This is a genomic window from Sphingobacterium sp. UBA3549 (assembly GCF_002376635.1).
In the GTDB taxonomy this organism is placed as follows: domain Bacteria; phylum Bacteroidota; class Bacteroidia; order Sphingobacteriales; family Sphingobacteriaceae; genus Sphingobacterium.
Map to the genome: position 1 here is coordinate 57,305 of NZ_DFOE01000024.1, position 19,134 is coordinate 76,438.

A 19,134-nucleotide genomic window follows, 5' to 3' on the forward strand; every position below is an offset into this window, starting at 1 on the left:
TTTGGAATTCACCTGTTGTTGTTGGACTTATTTGGTGAAATTTGTCCACCATTTGCATATTCCGGTGATATTGACCCCTTTCGGCTATACAATTCATCAGGCAAAGCAAAAGCTGATGGAGACACCAAAAGAAGGTCAGCTTGTTACCTATCCGATAAAGGAGGATAAGCAACAAATTACATCTTTAGATTTTGAAGAAACATCACTATATTCGAATTGGCAATCTGACAATTTTTAAGAACATCCAACTGACAGATCAATTGGTGTCTATTACAGTTAAGCATTGATATACCAATAAATAAATATATTACTCTTTGTTTAACTGATTATAAATTTTTTTCATAATAAATTCTTTAACTAAACCTCCGAAAGCTTTATCTTCCAATATCTTTTCAAAAATCTCCTGGTTCTGATCCATTCGCCCAATAAGTTTTTCAATAAATTTATCATCAAAGGCATATTTAAAGGTATCCAGCTTGTTTGCCTTTGCTTGTAATTTCAAGGTTTCATCCTCCAAAAGTTCCGCTTCTATCTGGTCGAAAAATAACTTGTCAGCTTCTTCAAATTCGGTTCCGAAGCGGTCATTGAGTAGATAAACAATTTCCGACAATAAAGCTTCTTCTTCCTTTTGTCTTTTAAGACCGGCTTCAGTAATACCACTTAATTCGCCATTTCCATTTTTTATCAATTCAATAGCTCCTTCTTTGATTTTTTGAAGCCTATAATACTCCAAAGCAATTTCGTCATCAAGTTGAATAACTTCAGACAATTCTCTCTTTGGTAATCTGATCAGTAAAAGCTTAGTATACGCATAGAATTTTTCAGAATCAACATCTGTAAATGGCATTATCTGGGATAAAAAGGCATATAGATTCGTCCAAGTTCTTAATCCCTTTTTAAATTCATCTTGATTTGCTCCGTCCAAACCTTTAAATCTATCCACTGCGTCATCTGTAAAAGCATACAAATATTTTTGATCTTTTGTGCTGTTCATTTTCGTCGATGGATTGAAATATACCTGAGCAAAAGCATCTATTTCACTTTCCCAATGTACCTGAAACTGATCTAATCGCTGCTTTAAATCAAACAAGTGATTTATGTCTGGATCTTCTGTAGTGGAGGTGATTTCATAGTAAGGTTGGAAAGAATCCAAAATAGTTTGTCTATCATTGACAAAGTCCAATACAAAAGTATCATCCTTACCAGGACAGGTTCGGTTGAGGCGAGATAAGGTTTGAACCGCTTTTACACCAGACAACTTTTTATCCACATACATTGTATGTAGTAAAGGTTGGTCAAAACCAGTCTGGAATTTATCCGCTACAATTAGGATTTTATACTCATCGGTATCAAAAATTTCAGGCAATTCTCTTTCTCCATAACCTGTTAATTCGGGTTCTGAAACGCCATCTGGAAAGTTATTATCCTTCACTTTTCCGGAAAAAGCTACCAATACTTTGATTTCGTTTTGATAACCTTTTTCCTCTATGTATTTTTCAAATTCTTCAAAGTAACGTTTCGCGTGTAAGCGCGAACCACATACTAACATTGCTTTCGCTTTTCCCCCAATTTTTTTTGAAACAATTTCCCGAAAATGCTCAATAATTATCTCTGTCTTTTGAGCAAGGTTATGTGGATGTAAGAAAACATATCTACCGATCGCCTTACAGGCTTTACTTTTGTTAAATTTTGGATCATCCTCTATAGCCTTCGTTAACCTAAAATATAGTTCATAAGAGGTGTAATTCCGCAATACATCCAATATAAATCCCTCTTCAATCGCCTGTCTCATTGAATATAAATGGAAAGGCTTAGGTTTACCTTCCTCATCTTTGTCTCCAAATACCTGCAAGGTTTTATACTTTGGTGTCGCAGTAAAGGCGAAAAAAGAAATATTCGGTTGTTGCCCACGGATTTGAGCGGAAACTTCTACCTGTTCTCTAATAAAATCGTCACCGCTGTAATCATCGTCAATTTCTTCATTGGCAGCATCTTCCAACGATTTTACAGCTAATACTTCTTTAAGTTTTTTGCTGGCTTCACCTCCTTGTGAACTGTGAGCCTCATCTATAATAACTGCATATCTACGTTCAGGGAGTTCACCTATTTTATCCACTACATAAGGGAATTTTTGTAAAGTAGTAATAATAATATTTGTGCCATAACCCAATGCTGAAGCCAATTGATTACTGTCTTTATCTATTTTTTGTACCACACCAGTTTTATGTTCAAACTGATAAATCGTATTTTGTAACTGGTTGTCCAAGACACGGCGATCGGTTACAACAATAACCGAATCAAACATACGTTCATCATCTTGGTTGTGTAAACTGGATAAGCGATAAGCTAGCCAAGCGATAGAATTACTTTTTCCGGAACCGGCTGAATGTTGTATCAGATAATTTTTACCTACACCTACTTCCAAAACTTTATCGCGGATTTTCCGAACCGCATCCAACTGATGATAGCGAGGGAATATCAAGCGTTCTTTTCGGTAAATTCTTCCTTCTGATATGACTTCTTCAGTTTGCAAATGAACAAATCGCTGGATTATTTCGAGCCAACTGTCTTTTGCTAAAATATCTTCCCAGAAATAGGACGTTCTATAGCCATCTGAAGTTGGTGGATTACCTTTTCCTTTGTTAAATCCTTTATTGAATGGTAGCCAATAGGTTCTACTGCCGTCCAAACGAGTGGTCATAAAAACTTCATCTTGATCTACTGCAAAATGTACTAATGCTCGCTTCTTGAATGCGAACAATATTTCCCGGTTATCTCTTGTTGAGCTGTATTGTTTTAAAGCATTATTGACGTTTTGACCTGTAAATTGATTTTTGAGTTCTAATGTAGCTACAGGAATACCATTCAGCGATAGTAAAACATCTGTTGAATTTTTATTGTCTTTGCTGTAGTAAATCTGGCGGTAAACTTTTAGGCTATTTTGATTATATAAATGTTCTGCATCAGGATTTAGACCTGAGGCAGGTTGGAAGTAAGCCATCTGGAAACGAACACCATAATCTGTAAAGCCATTACGCAATACATCCAAACTGCCGCGTAAATCCATCTCTTTATACAAGCGTTGTAATACCCGGTTTTCTACATCAGCACCGTGTACGCTTTCTATTTTAGCCCAACGGCTGGGTTGTGAGGCTTTGAGGAAGTGGATAATTTCGTTACGAAAGAACCCAAGTTCTTTACTATAGTTAGATGCATCTCCTAAGGTATAACCGCCGTATTCTACAAGCGATTGTACTAGTGCAGATTCAAATGTATGTTCTGTAGTTATACTCATTATCCCTTCGTTAATAGTTTTCTTCTTCCTGTTTTTGCTGTGTAATAAACAATCTATAAGCGAGATCTTTAAATATCAGTTTTAGGGTGTGTTTAGATTTTTCTGTTAGTCCGGTTTTCAAATGCCCTGATTCTTCGTAGCAGTCCCTTATAAATTCAAAATCATTTCCATAGATTTCTTCTGTAATTTCAGCAAGCTTATCTGGTAAATCAGATTCTAATATTTCAAAACTATCAGGATTGAAATAACGCAGTATAGGCTTGTTAAGCTCATTATATTCTCGTCCCTGAAAACAAGGCTTTCCTTTACTAGATGGCCAGTATATCCCGAAAAATTCTGACTTATTGGATTTGTATACTTTTCCAATCTGGAGACTGCCATCAATAGCTCTATGTTCTTCCTCTAAAGAAATGTCCCGCAATATCATCAATGGCTCCATATCAATAGGATCATCTTGAATATCATTATCAAAGAGCATCTTTTTATACATTTCTTTTGCAATACCTTCTATTTCTTCAGGATCACCTAGAAAAGTATAAAATCGTTTTTTACCGTTATTAGTAAGCTCGTCAAAAATAAATCCTTCTAAATCTTGAGAATAATACAGTTTCCACACTCTAAATGCTCCCGTTGCGCCAGCACTCCAGTCCCAACCACCAAATAAAAATTGTACACCGCTTCTTAACTCGTGGATGTCTTCTCCCGGAATCTCGGAAATAATTTTTGTAATCAGGTCTGTAAATAGCCCTGAAAGATACTCTAAGACATCCTGTAGACTAGCTTCAGGTGATTGCAGATATTTATCCAGATGAATGGAAGAAACGAGATTCAGCACTAAAGGATATGCCCTCGCCGTACTACCAGCAAAGCATAACAGACAATCTCTTTTAGGTATTCTGAACAGTTTAATGCCGTGTTTCCACTTTTCACCGCCGGTAAGGCAGCTATCTGTAGCAAACACGAGTTCTTCAGTTTCGTTAACTTGACGTATATAGGCTACACAGAGTGTCATTTTTTATGTATTAAAGATATATTTTTCCGATTTTTTTAATTCTTTCTCAAAGGTTTTCATCTCCTTTTCATCTAAAAACGAAATGGTCCTATAAAGCATATTTTCTATGTTGTTTAGAATGTATTCTCTTTTGTTATTATTCTTTCTGGTTCCTTGTCCGTAAGGCTTAGGAAGTAATGAGCTCATGCGATATGCCAAATTATTTCCTGAACCGAATAGAATAAATTCCTTTCTTTTATCATTAAAAAGTTGATAACATCCTTTACCAAATGGGGCGAATAAATACTCTCCTCTAAGAGGATTTGGAAAATTTTCCCAGTTAGTCCAATTAAAACTAATCATATCAGTTAATTACTTTTATTTTACCCGTTACCACTTCGCTGATCAAAGCAGTACGGTATTCAGTTAATAATTCCATCAATTTTTGCGTTTTAACTATCTTAGCATCGATAAGTGCGTATTCGCTTTCGATATGACGAACAATGGCTTGTTGTTCTTTTATTGGCAACAACGGTATGGAGATTCCTCCCACCATTTCTAAATTGATTCCATCTCTTTTATCACCGCCTCCAAGATTCCTTATATTTTGATAGTTTCTAACTAAATAATAAAGAAGAAATCTATTTTCAATTAAGTCATTTGGAACAATTACTCCCATAGACTGATTACAAGTAGCTTTAAACATTACCTGAGCAGCCATTCCTTTTGTCTTTCCTTGTCCGGCTAACGCAATAACAAGAGAATCTTCAGGAATCCATTTAGCACTAGAATTTTTTAAAGCCTCTTCAGTAATAAATTCTGATGGTTCAGAAATATAAAATTGATTTACTGTTCCTGAATTTAACCAAGGAATTGTACCATTTTGCCAATAATCTTCATTGTTTTTTGAAGGTGTTCCTCCAGAATAAATTTTTGAAACCCACTTGAGATTAACAGCTTCCCAATGCTCTGGAATTTCGCCTAACCATTCAATACCGCTATCTTTCATTTTTACTTTGGGGCTGATACCTTTGGTAACCGCCTGATTGATCACAGCTGCTTTTTCTTCTTCGTAGAGTTGCAGTAAATGATTTTTATCAGTAATAAGGGCATCAATTTCGGCTGTTTTACTGTCGAGGTATGATGCAATGGCGGTTTGTTCTTCTTTGGATGGAAATGTATAACCAAACTCAACAAAAACATTTTGATAAAGATGTTGAATCGTTGAACCATATGAAGTATATTCATTAAACTGAGTAAACATCTTAGATTTTAATACCCAAAAAAGAAATTCTGTTGAAAAGTCATCTTTTGTAGAACGTACAACAAAAATCCCACTATTTAAACAGGCTGGCTTATCCAAATTATTTACAATAGCTAACTTACCTATTGTACCGTCTTTAGTAATCAATAAATCTTCATCTTGTAACTGTATATACGGATCCTCGTCATATCTTTCTTTGTCAATATGATAACATTCCTTCCAGTTTACTTTATCGTTTTTAAAATCAGATCCTGTAACCAAATATGCGTATCCTTCTTGTAAAAACTCATCTGATTTTAAACCTTTCCATCCAACACGAGCCTTAACATAACATCTATGTTTTATTTTCTTTACTTCCCAATGACTTGGAATTGAGCCAATCCATTCAATACCTGAATCTTTATATGTTTTGTATAGCGTCATGAGTTAAGAATTGTTTTTTCACTTTCCAAAGTTTGTTCTTCCAAAGCTAAAATATCTGCTTTAATTTCTTCCAATGATCTTAAAGGTTTAAACTCATAAAAATACTTGGTAAAATTAATTTCATAACCAATTTTGGTCTTGCTTTCATCTATCCAAGCTTCTGGTAAGTGGGGTTCTACTTCCGCTTTGAAATACTCATCAATAGCTTGTGGAACCAACTTTCCGTCTTTTAATTTTTTAAGAAACGGAATGTTTTCATAATCACGCAAAGATGTGTCTGGTTTAGGATTTCCTTTTGTTTTAGCAACTTTACCATTTTCTTTTAATGGCTGCTCTACAGTAACTCTCCAAAAGCCAAAAAATTCATTCGGGTAAATTTTCACAAATTCATTTTCTTTGAAATCTCCATATAATTGGGTGATAAAACCTATGCCTTTTGTATTGCCTTTTTCCGCAATTTTTTTACGTTTATTACCCAAACTTCTGTCCATCTTCTGCCAGAATCGATTAAATTCTAGCTTGCCCTCTTTGAGCAATTCCTCATCCTTCACACCGGTAGCGTTTATAAGCTGTATTTTGCCTTGACGTTTTTTGCTTTTATGATTGGTAACGATCCACACATAAGTACTAATACCTGTATTGTAAAACAATTGATCTGGAAGAGCAATAACCGCTTCTAACCAGTCATTTTCTATGATCCATTTACGAATATTACTTTCTCCACTTTCTGCGGCACCGGTAAACAAAGGCGAACCATTGAATACAATGCCCACACGGCTTCCGGTAACTTTCATTTTCGAAACCATATGTTGAAGGAACAGTAGCGAACCATCATTTATACGTGGCAATCCTGCCCCGAAACGTCCACTCATTCCTTTTTTCTCTGCTTCTGTTTTAATCGTTTTTTCTGCTTTTTTCCAATCTACGCCAAACGGCGGGTTAGATAGCATATAATCAAATTTTTCGCTTTCTAATCCATCCACTGTAAAGGTATTTCCAAACTTTATGTTACTTGGATTCTGACCTTTGATCAGCATATCGGATTTGCAAATAGCATACGACTCCGGATTAATTTCTTGTCCAAATACTTTCAGCTCAGCCTTGGGATTTAATTCTTTTACATATTCTTCGCCAATAGAAAGCATACCACCGGTTCCGCAAGCAGGATCGTATAAAGTTTTTACAATTCCTTCTTTAGTAAGCATTTCTCGATCTTCATTAAACAATACATTTACCATCAAACGGATTACCTCTCTTGGTGTAAAGTGCTCTCCGGCAGTCTCATTTGATTGTTCAGCAAACTTTCGGATCAATTCTTCAAATACATATCCCATTTCCATAGAATCCATATCTGATAAATCAATTTTTTTAAACTCTGATACAACTCTAAACAATATATCAGCCTTATCCATACGATCAATCTGATCATCAAAATTGAAATATTCAATGATTTCCCGGGCTCCCGCCGAAAAACCATTGATGTAATTTCTTAAATTAAGAGCAATGCTATTCGGATCAGCAATTAATTTATCAAAATCGAACTGGCTTTTGTTATGAAAATTAAATCCTGCAATTTTATTTAAGGCTATATCTTTCGCATTCTCCTTCAGGGAAGCAATCTTGGGTAAATAGTCTAATACTTTTTGCTTGGTCGGAGCCAATACACAATCCAGCCGTCTTAAAACAGTAATCGGTAAAATTACTTTTCCATAATCTGATTGTTTATAATCTCCTCTTAACAAGTCTGCTACTTTCCAAATAAGATCTGCTTTTTCTCTAAAATTTTTCATTAACTATTTATTATTTAATAGTGTTTTTTGTTCTATACAATAACTCCTGGACATCAATTTTCAGTAATTGGGCAATCTTTGTCAATGTTTCTACTGATGGTTGGATGTTATTATTACAAAATCGAGATATGGTACTCTCACTTTTTCCCAATTCTTTTGCTAGCTATTTGCTGGTTTTTGATTGTTCAACCAATATTATTTTTAGTCGATTGATTTTCATACGATACTTTAATGCGTATTTAGTGCGAACTTACGACTATTATCGACGCAAACAAAGCTTTTAAAGCAGATTTCACCGCTATTGACTGCTGTCAATTGATATTAGAAGCGTAGGTCAAAATAAGAGGTAGTTTGTTTAGCAAACTCCCGAACTTCTAAATCATTAAATTCACTTTTGCTTAAGGAGGAGGAACCAGCTTACGTTCTGGGGAAACTTCCTCATCTAAACTCTTATAACTCTTTACGCCACTTATATAACTGGGCGGAAGAGATTCCTAACTCACCAGTTAGTTCAGAAAGATTTTCCTTGTTTTTTACTTAAATTAACTTTTCGCTCATTAAAAATGCATCATAATTTTTATGGACTTTAATCATTATTTCAATATTAAGATATTTTATTATTCTTAACCTGATATCTGCTGACTAAGCTAGCAACTCCAAAGAACATGTCAAAGCGACCATTACGAAAATTGACCAAAATTTAATATGCATAATATTTTTAAATGATTAAAATAACGATCGTTTTCAATTCGAATTCCTGAATGAAGGTTTGACAATATTTATTTTTCCTTTACTTCGCAAGTTCGAATTAATTCCAATATCTCATCCTTTTCCATTTTTTCATACTTCGCAGCGTAATCTTTATGTACAAAAATCTTTGGCGAACTATTTTTAAACAGTGAAATGATTATTTTATTGCGAGGAGATTTGCTAAGGAGATTGGTAATTTCGGCGGAACTTTTTTTTGAAAGGCTCTTGTCCATTTGCGAATGAAGATGCTTTGCTATAGTTGGGCTATTTAAATAGCCTTCAGCGATAAGACGATCTAATTCATTTGCCAATAGATTTTCGGTAGATCTTAACTTATTGCCAGTACTTTTATTTATAGCAGCTTGCGTGGGTAATGGTAAATTTTCTATATTAATTTCTACTTTAGAAAACTCGACAAATTTGTTATATGGTACTCCCCATACTCGTTTCGAGATATTATTTGCATCATTTAAATTCAACTCTCTTTTTAAACGCTCAAAGGCGCTGTAATCTGATTGAGTAATGCCAGCGATTTTTGCTACTGTTTCTTGGCTTAATTTATATTTTAGTCTCAAATATCTAAGTGCTTTTGAGAATTCTTCGTTTGCCATTTCAAAAATAGATTTAATTTTATTTGATTTACTCTATTTATATATGTATATTTGTCATGTAGTTATAGCGAAAAGTAGGGTAGTATTCCCAACTTCACGATGTCACTCTCGTTCCGAAATCGCCAAATTCCCACGAGATGACCGTAGGTTCGCCATATCTCTGTGTAATCTGTATATTTGTATAAATTACCAGAGGGTGGACCTTATGTCAGTCTTTTGGGGAACCCTAACTTAGGTTAGGAGGGCGTTTGGCGATGCCTGGTCAGAAGCATTAAGGTTCATTCTTTGGTTTTTGCTCTATTAGATCTAGAACATTCAAGAGTAACATCGTTCACATAAAACCAAAACAATTATGAGAACGAAACGAACACACGCCAACCATCACCTTCAATCGATCCAAAATGGATTGATGAGGTATTCCCGCAAATCACTTTTAAAGAACATCTTTAGCGCGCCCGAATAGGTTGCGCTCTATTAAAACAGGCTGTAAAGAGCAACAAAAAGGGGAGGTGTTGACTTTCCTGTGAACGAAAAGACAGCTGAACGGAGTTCAGACTAATTTCCCGCTATTTACGCCTGTCACCGACCTATTTATCAATATAATTGCATTAAAAGGTAATATTGGCCAATGATACAGCTTGATTTAAAATTCGCACGTTAAAATTAAGCAATTTTTCATTGAGTCCAAACTTTTTATCCGTAGTTTTTATTGCGATCCAATATTGTGTTAGGTTGGTACTTACTTCTTTCCGGCAGGGAGCGCCATAATGAACCCTATTTATGCCTTGAAATTGTATCTCGGCGCTTTCGGACTTTTAATATTATTTGTCCATTTCGCATAGGTCGCATTTGATCTGTGCAATGACAAGCCTTTTTAACGTGAAAAATCGCGAAGGGGAAAGCTATGCCTTTAGCTGAGCGAGCATCCAAAGGTTTGTCGTACTCTATGAAACTAAATTATGAACCAACAATCTAACAATCTGCTACCCTTTGAGCTAGCATGTTATGAAATATACGACAATGGATACGATCCATTACATACCATTCGGGAGTTCTGGTCCCAACATACCATCACCGACTGTCAGGAAACCCTGTGGACACTCTTTGAAAACTACAGAAAGGGCATCGCACAGCAAGATGCTGCCGACGTAAAGCAGATGCATACCGTTTTGATGAAACTGTGCCGTATGCTGATGGCTTATTTCCTGGTGCATTTCCGCAAGATCGGTATCGATGCGGTGCCATTCACATTTGCTGAACCTATCGATGCCATTACGGCCGATCTGGAAGCCAAGCAAAGGATCCACAGTTTTTTTAACCGAATTGCAGAATAATACCTAATCCATAAGCAGATGACAAAAAGAGCCAATCTTTACGCTGCCTTATTGGATAAGGTAGTCAATATTCCAGTTATACAGATTACATTTCTTGTAATCGTGTTCCTCTTAGTTTTTCAATCCTATTTATCTTTTTTTTTAAAGGCATTGAAGAACATAAGAGCTTTTATTGTATTAGCTCTTATGTTTCATATGTTTAGTTTATCGGCTCAGACGCCCCGCAAGGACAGTGGGGCCAATGGGCTCAATGGACTCACAGCGCTCAATCCCGGTGATCCTATTCCGGAAGCTGTATGGAAAATGCCATTAGAACTTAATTATTTTGATGGAAAGAAAAAGATTGTAAAGCTGGCCGATTTCAAAGGCAAAGTGATTGTCCTTGATTTCTGGTCTACGGGCTGTAAAGCCTGTATCGAGGGAATTCCTAAAATGGAATTGATACAGGATCGGTTCAAAAAGGATATGGTCATCCTGATGGTCAATAGCAAACGCAATAAGGATACCCCACAGCGGATCAAGTCTCGTTTCCAAAAATATAGTGAGGATTTTAATTACGTTCCTAAACTTGGCTCCATATTGGACGACAACGTGTTTACTGCACTTTTTGAACACAATACCTTACCAACAACTGCTGTGATCAACTCCAAAGGTGAGTTTGTAGCCACAACTAATGCAAACAATTTGACAGATGGCAATATTGAAGCCTGGATCATGGGGGTAAAGGGAAATATTAAAAACAAAGGAATCTATTATAACACAGGTGGAGAAGGAAGAGGTGGTGGTGGATCATTATTTGACACAACAAGCACCTATTATTATTCAGCATTTGCTAAACAAAGGGATAATTTTTTGGACGATTATCCAAATACAGTTTACAGGGACGGCACAACCTACTTGCGGATCGGAAACCATACCCTGAGTTTTATGCTGACGTATGCATTCCCATTGGAGATGAAAGACTATAGTGTTCGGAAGGCTTACTATGCGCCCGGATTGGGAATAGACTTTAAGCTCAAATTGATTAAAGAAAGGTTTTGGTACGAATATTTTAATCGGGATTCGGTAACCAAAAAAGAGGTACGTGATGTCTATAGAAAAGATTTTGTCCACTTTTTTAAAATTGCCGTAGAAAGGCGAAAAGATACAGTCGAATGTTACAAAGTATCTTATACGCCTGCATTCGAAAAGTTAAAGACAAAACACAATATGGTCATATCGAAAGCGAGCTCACCAGATGAAGAATCTTATGCGCAAAAGATACCAATTTATACTATTCTGTCAAATCTGTCTTATGCTTTCGAAGTACCTATTGAAATAGATCAGTTGGAGATGACCCGGGTCGATATTACAATTCCCGCTGGTTTTATCTACCGAACGGAAAAGGAAAAGCTCGACTTTTTTAAAGATAAAGGTATTGTACTGACGAGGACAAAGGTTTTTAAAGAATTTCCGTACATCTATCTTACCAAATAATCATGAGAGCATTTTGGTTGACACTGCTCTGCAGTTTGTGTTTCTTGTTGGGCAAGGCCCAGCAGGAGCAACGGATAGTGATACAGGGGGTCATTATAGATAAGGATGCACAGCATACCATCGCCGGTATTACTGTTCGTTCTAAATTAGGTAATAGTAAAACTAAAACCGACCGACAAGGCAGATTTAGCCTGACGGGAATGAATCGGAAAGACTCGGTGATCGTATCAGGTGTCGGTTACACAACCGTCACAGTTTCGGTAGATTATTTCTTTCAGAAGGAAACGCTATCGATAAAGCATTCTGACCAATATCTTGATGTCGTCGAAGTGAATACGGGCTATCAGACCCTCAAGCCCAATGAAGTAACTGGCGCAGTAGGTATTATTACCGAAAATATGTTGAAGCAACAGACCGGTACCAATATTATGCAGCGTCTGAACAATATGGTGCCAGCGGTAAGGTTTGACAATCAGCCCATTCAAAACCCAATTATTCAAAAGTTGAATGTATCCATCCGTGGTTTGAGTACCATAAATGGGCAAATGGACCCCTTAATCGTATTGGACGGTTTTATCTATGAGGGTAATATCGCCAATATTGACCCTAATTCCATTGAATCGGTATCTATATTGAAAGATGCAGCCGCCGCAGCCATATGGGGTGCCCGGGCTGGTAATGGTGTCATTGTACTTACGAGCAAAAAAGGCAAACTAGGGGCTAATGAACGTTCGAGAATATCTTTTAATAGCACTTTTTTGTTCAATCAAAAGTCTGACCTGAAACAGTTATACCGGCTTTCAAATCAGGATTTTATGGGTGTTGAAAAAATGCTCTTTGATAAGGGGTATTATAATGTTTTCCTTAACAGCGTAGGCTATGCTGCTATGACACCCGTAATCGATATCCTGGATAAAAGAAAAAAGGAGCTGATCAGTTCGCTTGATTCTGCCAAACTTATCAATAATCTATTGCTGCAGGATGGTTTAAAAAACTATGCTGATGCATTTTATGAACGCCCGTTTACACAGCAGTACAATCTGAATATTTCTGGCGGTGGTGCTAAACATGCTTATGGTTTTGCGACAGGCTATACAACGGACAAGTCACAGTTGAATGATAGAAATAGGAAGATCAATCTCTTGTTTTCGAATACTTTCAAACCGATCAGTAAACTACAGATTGACGTCGCTATGAATTATACCAATGCTATATCCAAGTCGGGAAGACCTGATCTTACCGGCTTGACCTACAATGGAAAATCGGTTCCATACCTCCAATTTGTGGATGATAAGGGACTTGAAGTTCCATTTGAGAGGGATTTCAGGCAACTCTATGTGGACCAGAAATACAGGACAGGATTTTTGGACTGGTCTTATTATCCGATGTCGGAATATAAATACAGTAATACGGCTTCAAAGCTTACGGAGCTATACGCTACCTTTGGTTTGGCTTATCAGGTAAGATCATTTTTAAAACTCAGCCTTTCGGGTCAATATCAATTGCAGTCTATAAAGGGAGAAACCAAGAGTACCTTGGAAAGCTATGATGCGAGATCGACCATAAATAAATATATTCAGATGGATGCCAACGGAAAGCTGACTTATCCTGTGCCTCAATCGGGTCTATTAAGAAACTCGGATACTGACGGACAGTCGTATACAATACGGGGACAGGGAAATGTTGATAAGCGTTTTGGGGCATACCACATCGTGGGAATCCTTGGTGCGGAAATCAGGGAAAATAGCCAGAAAGGCAATTCATTTACCGCCTATGGATACAATGATCTGCCTCTGGCTTATGCTCCAGTAGATTATGTGACCTTATTCAAGACGAATCCTGATGATTTGTATCAGAATATACTCGGGGCACCTGATTTCTCCAAGACGGTCAATAGATACATATCTACCTTTGCCAATTTTTCAACTATTTGGAAGGAAAAATATGCCATATCTGCTTCGCTCAGACAGGATGGAGCAAATATATTCGGTGCTTTGACCAACGATAAGTGGTCGCCCTTATGGTCGGTTGGTGGTTTCTGGGAAGTGGGTAAAGAGCAGTTTATGAAGAGCAGCTGGATAGATATGCTGAAGCTGAGAGCAACTTATGGTTACAGTGGAAATGTAGATGTTTCAAAAACACCACAGCCTGTTGCCAATGTGCAGACCGATTCGTACACCAAATATCGGATCCTCAATATTTCCAAACTCAATGACCCGTCATTACGCTGGGAAAAAGTAGGTACAATAAACTTTGGTTTGGATTATAGCTTTTTGAATGGTCGTATCAGTGGTGCTGTAGATTACTATGTAAAATCGGGTAATGATTTATATGGTTCTACAGAATATGATTACACGACTTGGGGAGCAAGTAATGTGATCACGAAGAATGTAGCGTCTATGAGAGGTAAGGGACTCGATATGAGTATCACTTCAAAGAATACATTGACAGGTGTAAAATGGGATACGCGGTTAAATCTCAGTACAAATTCCAATAAGACAACTGCTTATTATCAATCCTTGAATCAGGGCGTATTGAGTTTTCTAGGAAACGGCAACAAAATTACTCCGCTTGTAGGTATGCCGCTGAATGCGATCGCCGCCTACCGTTGGGCAGGACTGAACGAGCAGGGGATAGCTCAGGGCTATGTCAATGGAGAAAAGAGTACCGATTATTCCAAAATCCGTTCAGCTTCTGTGGAATCATCCACAAGCGATGGAAGTATCCGTTTCTTTGGCTCCGCCAAGCCACAGGTGTTTGGAAATTTGATCAACAATTTTTCATGGCATGAATTCTCCCTCGGCATCAATGTAAGTTTCAAGGCAGACTATTATTTCTTAAAACCTGCAACTTCTTATTTTAACCTGTTCCAAAGCGGAAATGCTTATCCGGATTTTGAAGATAGGTGGCAAAAAGAAGGGGATGAGTTGCGCACCAATACGCCAAAAATGTCGTACCCGCTCGTTTCGTCTGCAGATGCATTTTATACGCAATCGGAAATACATGTGTTGAAGGGGGATCATATACGGCTCGAATACGTTAATTTCTCCTGGCAGAAGGCATTTGATCAGAGGCGTAATAAAATGAATGTGAGACTGTATGGAAACTTTGCCAACCTAGGTATATTATGGCGAAGTAATAGTCATAAAATAGACCCTGAATACCCTTATCGACTATCCCCGCCTAAGGTGTTCTCGCTCGGAATCCAGATAAATTATTAATACATGTATTTAACAATTTTAATGTTTAAAAGATGAAAAAGGTAATTATAATCATATTGTTATGTCCATTATTCTTGTTGTCTTGCAACAAGTATCTGGATATACAGTCTAATAATAGATTGGTCGTACCCAATAGCCTTGAAGATCTACAGGGGCTGTTGGATAACTCCAAAAATATGAATCTAAACTATTGTGGGCTGGGCGAGCGCTCTTCTGACAATGTGTATATACCCCTTGAGAATTTGAACACCCTTGCGGTTGAATCAAAGGAACAATATCTATGGAAGGAAACAGTGTATAACTACGCCAACGACTGGTCTGCCATGTATACAACCGTTTATAATGCGAATTTGGTATTAGAGAAAATAGAGTCCATTCAAAGAGATAGCGGCAACGGGTTCGATTGGGACCGTATAAAGGGGGCTGCATTATTGTTTCGTTCGGCGGCATACCTTAGTCTTTTATGGACTCATTCAAAAGCCTTCGACACGAATACCGCGAAAACTGACTTAGGCATTGTTTTAAGAGAAACATCCGATTTTAACGTCAAGTCGGTGCGCTCCTCTGTTGAACAAGGGTATAACCAAGTGCTCGCCGATCTGCATGCTGCCGAACCATTACTGCCGACAGAAGCTACACATGTAATGAGGCCCAGTAAACTCGCCGTTTACGGCTTATTGGCGAGAACCTATCTTTCGATGCGCAATTATAAAGAGGCGCTTGTATATGCCAATATGTATCTCAACATAAAGCACGACCTAATGGACTACAATGACCAAGGGGATGTAAAAGCTACGGCAAATTATCCCTTCACGATTTTTAATAGGGAGACTGCCTTTTTTACCCAACTGCGATCTTCTACGGTGACAGCAGCTTATTCCAGTATCGATACGCTTTTATATCGTGCATATGATACTAATGATTTACGTAAGCAACTGTTTTTTAAAATTACTAAAGGTATTATAAATTTTAAAGGGCAGTATACTGGTGCGCTTGCACTATTTGGAGGGATCGCGACAGATGAGATCTACCTCACAAGGGCAGAGTGTTTAGCGAGAGAAGAGAAGTTGGATGCAGCACTGGCTGATCTTAATCTATTACTGAAAAAACGCTTTAAAACGGGAACATTTGTGCCGATCACTATGATGGATGCCACAGCTCTACTGGATATGATCTTATTGGAAAGACGGAAAGAGTTAGTCTATAGAGGACTGCGCTGGATGGACATCAAGAGACTCAATGTTGAAGGTCGAGAAATCCATCTGGTCCGGCAAGGAGAAGATGGCCAAGTAGAACTCAAACCAAATGACAACCGTTATGCCATTGCCTTGCCTGACGATATCATCAGGATCACAGGTATGCAACAGAACCCACGCTAAGAAGTAAAGGCGGCTTACTGGAGTAAGCCGCCTAAATTGCGATCAGTCTATCGATTTCACCAATTCTTGTCCTATAAAGTTCTATTTATAGGATCAAATTGTGTTGCATTAGAACTGGGCGCTTCGCTGGGGAGATAACCAGCTCCGGTTTCCGCTTGGATAGCCTCAATCTGAACTTTGGAACCATCCAAAGCACCACCGCTTACATCAGAAGCATCTACCTCTAGGGCACAAGCTGCTTCCGGTTCTGCATTACAGCTCTGACCATTTGGAGAAGTTGTCCAATTGGATTCATCTTCCACTTCCGATTTATTCGTCGGATCACCATGGAAGTAAAGCATCACGCTGGCAAAAGATTTGCCGGATAATTTTTCAACAGCTTTTGCACCATTGAAACATACTGCGAAGGCTATCGCTAACATCATGTAGCCTTTGCGATTGAAGATACTAGTCATATGACTATCCTCCTTTCTGTACAGCAGACCGCTTTTATTTTTCTTTTTTAAATACTTCTTGGTCTGCGACAATTTGTGTTTATAATTAACCATAGTTTTTTCCTGAAACTACGGTCTGGTTTTCCTATGCTGTAGCCGAATTACTGTAACCCCTCTACAAAGTCGTTCGGGAACGGGGCGCCCTGCATGGGGTAGTCGAATGCATTCTTCGACTTTCCTCTTAACAGCGCTTGAACATGACCTATGACTATAATAATAAAAAATAGGAGGAACAGATTTATTCTGCTTTTATGGCGTTTATTTATAATGTGTTGAGCTATCCTATTTGATGTTTTACTGCTGATGAAAAATCCTGCAAGGCATAGCATAAATAACAGCGCATTTATCCAGAGGTGGGTGATCCGATTGACGTTGGTCAAAAAGCTGCTGCACATGCAAGGCGCATCTTTTAGTACGCCGAATACACCCAATGCGATATAGATACTGAAAATAAGAATCAAAAGAAGGGATACTGACCAACCTAGATATTCCAGCTTCTTACTCGGCATAAAAAGTAAGACCGCCAAAGAGATTTCCAACAGTGGCATCAACCAGGAAAGGACAGGCGCAAAGGCGCCGATAATTGGTTGGTGAACCAGCGAAAGCTCAAATGCATCATGGATCCAAATCTTATCCATGCCAACATAGAGCCAGAATAGGATCATTCCGCATCGTATGATTTTATAGGTCCAATGGTATATTTTATCTCCTCTCATGTTACTGACGATTTATCTGCAGCGGTTAATGGTTCACCTTATCGGGCTTTTACTTTCTCAACTATCTTATACCAAAGTTCGCCAGTAAAAATTAAGTGGGATATACAGAATCTGGACTCTCGTATATACAGAATCTGGATAATGGATGCCAATAGCCATAAAATGTAGAAGAGGAGCGTGTCCAATCATTGGTTAATGCGCTTAAAATATGCCGTTGGCGTCATGCCCGTTTGATTTTTAAAAAAGCGGACAAAGCTGCTGGGCGATGTGTAGCCGAGCTCGTAGGCAATTTCGTCGGTGTGCATGCCATCCGCTATATACTTCTTGGCAAGGCGTAGCATAAACGCTATTTTCAGCTCCTGGGGACTCTGTCCGTAATAGCTATGTATAAGTTGATGCAGATAGTCCTTACTGATTCCAAACCGGTAGGCAATATCTTCCAGTTTAAAATCCTGGCCATGCACTGTTACAGCCTGTTTGATGGCTGAATAGGCTGCTTTGGACTGTGCTTGCGATTGCGATATCTTCTCGTATTCTTCAAAAATCTTTTCCTTCGATAGCTGGATCAGTTTTTTGATGGCCCAGAGGATATTGACCTCGCTATCCAGATCGCCTTTTTTGATTTTTGCCGCAATGGACTTCATCAATGAAATGGTTCGGGTCCCCACCCGAAAATCAATGCTGCAGCAGGATCGCTTGTCTCCATTTCGATAGGCATCGACCAGGTGATGCAAGAACTGGAAGGGGCGTTCGTTGCCAGCCCGGAAAATACTGCCGCGGAAATAAAAGTTGACAAGCGTATAGCTGCCCGCAGGGATGTATATTTCATAATCTCCTCTGGTTAAGTAGAAATAGCGTCCACGATTGGAAGCGATGCTGTAACTGGTCTGCTGCCTAATATCCTTGATGTGAATAGCGGAGTCATCATTTAAAATATAGATGATATGCATATCGGAGCGCTTTACCCTTACCGGAATGACGATATCGCTTGATAGCGCAACATCCAGCAGGTTGATGTAACCGAGCAGTCCATCAAACTCCTGCAGGCAAGCCTGGCCAGAGGGGTGCTGGTAGTGACTGATCTTTCCATTGGATAGTGTTATCTGCGGCAGAATAGTCAACTCCGCAGGCGCACAGCACGCGCCAAAGACAGATTCAAGATGGAGATGTAATGCTTTTTTCATTCGCTTTAGGTGTATAAGTTTCCCCCGGTCAGGATTTCGGGATGATCGGGAAGTTAATTTTTCGATAAGGTCCAATTGGCTTCCTACTGTTTTAAATTTTTCTTCATCTGATTACTATTTATGATAAATATGGCTTTTATTTGATCACGGATGCAAGTGTAGTGTCCTAACCTCCGCTATTTTGGAGGATAATTTTCCCTTTAAGT

General features: G+C 38.2%; 15 protein-coding genes. 5 read left to right on the forward strand and 10 right to left on the reverse strand.

All coding sequences use genetic code 11. The features are described 5' to 3' along the window. Window positions 1-34 precede the first annotated feature (34 nt). Window positions 35-238, forward strand: coding sequence for a hypothetical protein (locus B2W36_RS12225; protein WP_293887920.1), 204 nt, complete (start codon window positions 35-37; stop codon window positions 236-238). Between the two features lie 69 nt (window positions 239-307). Here B2W36_RS12225 and B2W36_RS12230 read toward each other — a convergent pair whose 3' ends face one another. From B2W36_RS12230 to B2W36_RS12260, 7 genes are all read right to left on the reverse strand, one after another. After that, window positions 308-3,295: a type I restriction endonuclease subunit R gene (locus tag B2W36_RS12230; RefSeq protein WP_293887921.1), complete on the reverse strand. Its 2,988-nt coding sequence runs from the start codon at window positions 3,293-3,295 to the stop codon at window positions 308-310. 10 nt (window positions 3,296-3,305) lie between these two features. Continuing rightward, window positions 3,306-4,307 (reverse strand): hypothetical protein, encoded by a 1,002-nt coding sequence (locus tag B2W36_RS12235; RefSeq protein ID WP_293887922.1) that lies wholly within the window; start codon window positions 4,305-4,307, stop codon window positions 3,306-3,308. A gap of 3 nt (window positions 4,308-4,310) precedes the next feature. Then, window positions 4,311-4,649 (reverse strand): hypothetical protein, encoded by a 339-nt coding sequence (locus tag B2W36_RS12240; RefSeq protein WP_293887923.1) that lies wholly within the window; start codon window positions 4,647-4,649, stop codon window positions 4,311-4,313. A 1-nt stretch (window position 4,650) separates the two neighbouring features. Further along, a complete protein-coding gene (locus B2W36_RS12245; RefSeq protein WP_293887924.1) occupies window positions 4,651-5,973 on the reverse strand; it encodes a restriction endonuclease subunit S in 1,323 nt (440 codons plus the stop codon). After that, window positions 5,970-7,763 (reverse strand): type I restriction-modification system subunit M, encoded by a 1,794-nt coding sequence (locus B2W36_RS12250; protein WP_293887925.1) that lies wholly within the window; start codon window positions 7,761-7,763, stop codon window positions 5,970-5,972. Before B2W36_RS12250 ends, B2W36_RS12245 begins: the two co-directional genes overlap by 4 nt. A 10-nt stretch (window positions 7,764-7,773) precedes the next feature. Next, window positions 7,774-7,914, reverse strand: coding sequence for a helix-turn-helix transcriptional regulator (locus tag B2W36_RS12255; protein ID WP_293887926.1), 141 nt, complete (start codon window positions 7,912-7,914; stop codon window positions 7,774-7,776). A 628-nt stretch (window positions 7,915-8,542) separates the two neighbouring features. Then, complete coding sequence (locus B2W36_RS12260; protein ID WP_293887927.1) at window positions 8,543-9,124, reverse strand: helix-turn-helix domain-containing protein; 582 nt, start codon at window positions 9,122-9,124, stop codon at window positions 8,543-8,545. A 959-nt stretch (window positions 9,125-10,083) separates the two neighbouring features. Here B2W36_RS12260 and B2W36_RS12265 point away from each other — a divergent pair. Genes B2W36_RS12265 through B2W36_RS12280 form a run of 4 tightly spaced genes read left to right on the forward strand, consistent with a single transcriptional unit; the run spans window position 10,084 to window position 16,534 of the window. Continuing rightward, the gene (locus B2W36_RS12265) at window positions 10,084-10,458 is read left to right on the forward strand and encodes a hypothetical protein (RefSeq protein WP_293887928.1); all 375 of its coding nucleotides are present in this window, start codon (window positions 10,084-10,086) and stop codon (window positions 10,456-10,458) included. Between the two features lie 18 nt (window positions 10,459-10,476). Next, a complete protein-coding gene (locus tag B2W36_RS12270) occupies window positions 10,477-11,934 on the forward strand; it encodes a TlpA family protein disulfide reductase (RefSeq protein WP_293887929.1) in 1,458 nt (485 codons plus the stop codon). Window positions 11,935-11,936: 2 nt separating this feature from the next. Continuing rightward, on the forward strand, window positions 11,937-15,155 hold the full coding sequence (locus B2W36_RS12275; RefSeq protein ID WP_293887930.1) for a SusC/RagA family TonB-linked outer membrane protein: 3,219 nt from the start codon (window positions 11,937-11,939) through the stop codon (window positions 15,153-15,155). A gap of 32 nt (window positions 15,156-15,187) precedes the next feature. Next, complete coding sequence (locus B2W36_RS12280) at window positions 15,188-16,534, forward strand: RagB/SusD family nutrient uptake outer membrane protein (RefSeq protein ID WP_293887931.1); 1,347 nt, start codon at window positions 15,188-15,190, stop codon at window positions 16,532-16,534. 71 nt (window positions 16,535-16,605) lie between these two features. Here the strand turns inward: B2W36_RS12280 and B2W36_RS12285 are convergent, their stop codons facing one another. The 3 genes from B2W36_RS12285 to B2W36_RS12295 form a co-directional block, all read right to left on the reverse strand. Next, window positions 16,606-16,989 carry a hypothetical protein gene (locus B2W36_RS12285; protein WP_293887932.1) on the reverse strand — a complete coding sequence of 128 codons (384 nt, stop codon included), beginning with the start codon at window positions 16,987-16,989 and terminating at the stop codon, window positions 16,606-16,608. A 140-nt stretch (window positions 16,990-17,129) separates the two neighbouring features. Further along, on the reverse strand, window positions 17,130-17,744 hold the full coding sequence (locus tag B2W36_RS12290; protein ID WP_293887933.1) for a MauE/DoxX family redox-associated membrane protein: 615 nt from the start codon (window positions 17,742-17,744) through the stop codon (window positions 17,130-17,132). 185 nt (window positions 17,745-17,929) lie between these two features. Continuing rightward, on the reverse strand, window positions 17,930-18,928 hold the full coding sequence (locus tag B2W36_RS12295; protein ID WP_293887934.1) for a helix-turn-helix domain-containing protein: 999 nt from the start codon (window positions 18,926-18,928) through the stop codon (window positions 17,930-17,932). Between the last annotated feature and the right edge of the window lie 206 nt (window positions 18,929-19,134).

Excerpts from the sequence above, each read along its gene's own strand:
- B2W36_RS12285 (WP_293887932.1), bottom strand. The coding sequence starts at position 16,989 with ATGACTAGTATCTTCAATCGCAAAGGCTACATGATGTTAGCGATAGCC.
- B2W36_RS12250 (WP_293887925.1), bottom strand. The coding sequence starts at position 7,763 with ATGAAAAATTTTAGAGAAAAAGCAGATCTTATTTGGAAAGTAGCAGAC.
- B2W36_RS12235 (WP_293887922.1), bottom strand. The coding sequence starts at position 4,307 with ATGACACTCTGTGTAGCCTATATACGTCAAGTTAACGAAACTGAAGAA.
- B2W36_RS12295 (WP_293887934.1), bottom strand. The coding sequence starts at position 18,928 with ATGAAAAAAGCATTACATCTCCATCTTGAATCTGTCTTTGGCGCGTGC.
- B2W36_RS12260 (WP_293887927.1), bottom strand. The coding sequence starts at position 9,124 with ATGGCAAACGAAGAATTCTCAAAAGCACTTAGATATTTGAGACTAAAA.
- B2W36_RS12275 (WP_293887930.1), top strand. The coding sequence starts at position 11,937 with ATGAGAGCATTTTGGTTGACACTGCTCTGCAGTTTGTGTTTCTTGTTG.
- B2W36_RS12245 (WP_293887924.1), bottom strand. The coding sequence starts at position 5,973 with ATGACGCTATACAAAACATATAAAGATTCAGGTATTGAATGGATTGGC.
- B2W36_RS12290 (WP_293887933.1), bottom strand. The coding sequence starts at position 17,744 with ATGAGAGGAGATAAAATATACCATTGGACCTATAAAATCATACGATGC.
- B2W36_RS12270 (WP_293887929.1), top strand. The coding sequence starts at position 10,477 with ATGACAAAAAGAGCCAATCTTTACGCTGCCTTATTGGATAAGGTAGTC.
- B2W36_RS12230 (WP_293887921.1), bottom strand. The coding sequence starts at position 3,295 with ATGAGTATAACTACAGAACATACATTTGAATCTGCACTAGTACAATCG.
- B2W36_RS12240 (WP_293887923.1), bottom strand. The coding sequence starts at position 4,649 with ATGATTAGTTTTAATTGGACTAACTGGGAAAATTTTCCAAATCCTCTT.
- B2W36_RS12265 (WP_293887928.1), top strand. The coding sequence starts at position 10,084 with ATGAACCAACAATCTAACAATCTGCTACCCTTTGAGCTAGCATGTTAT.
- B2W36_RS12280 (WP_293887931.1), top strand. The coding sequence starts at position 15,188 with ATGAAAAAGGTAATTATAATCATATTGTTATGTCCATTATTCTTGTTG.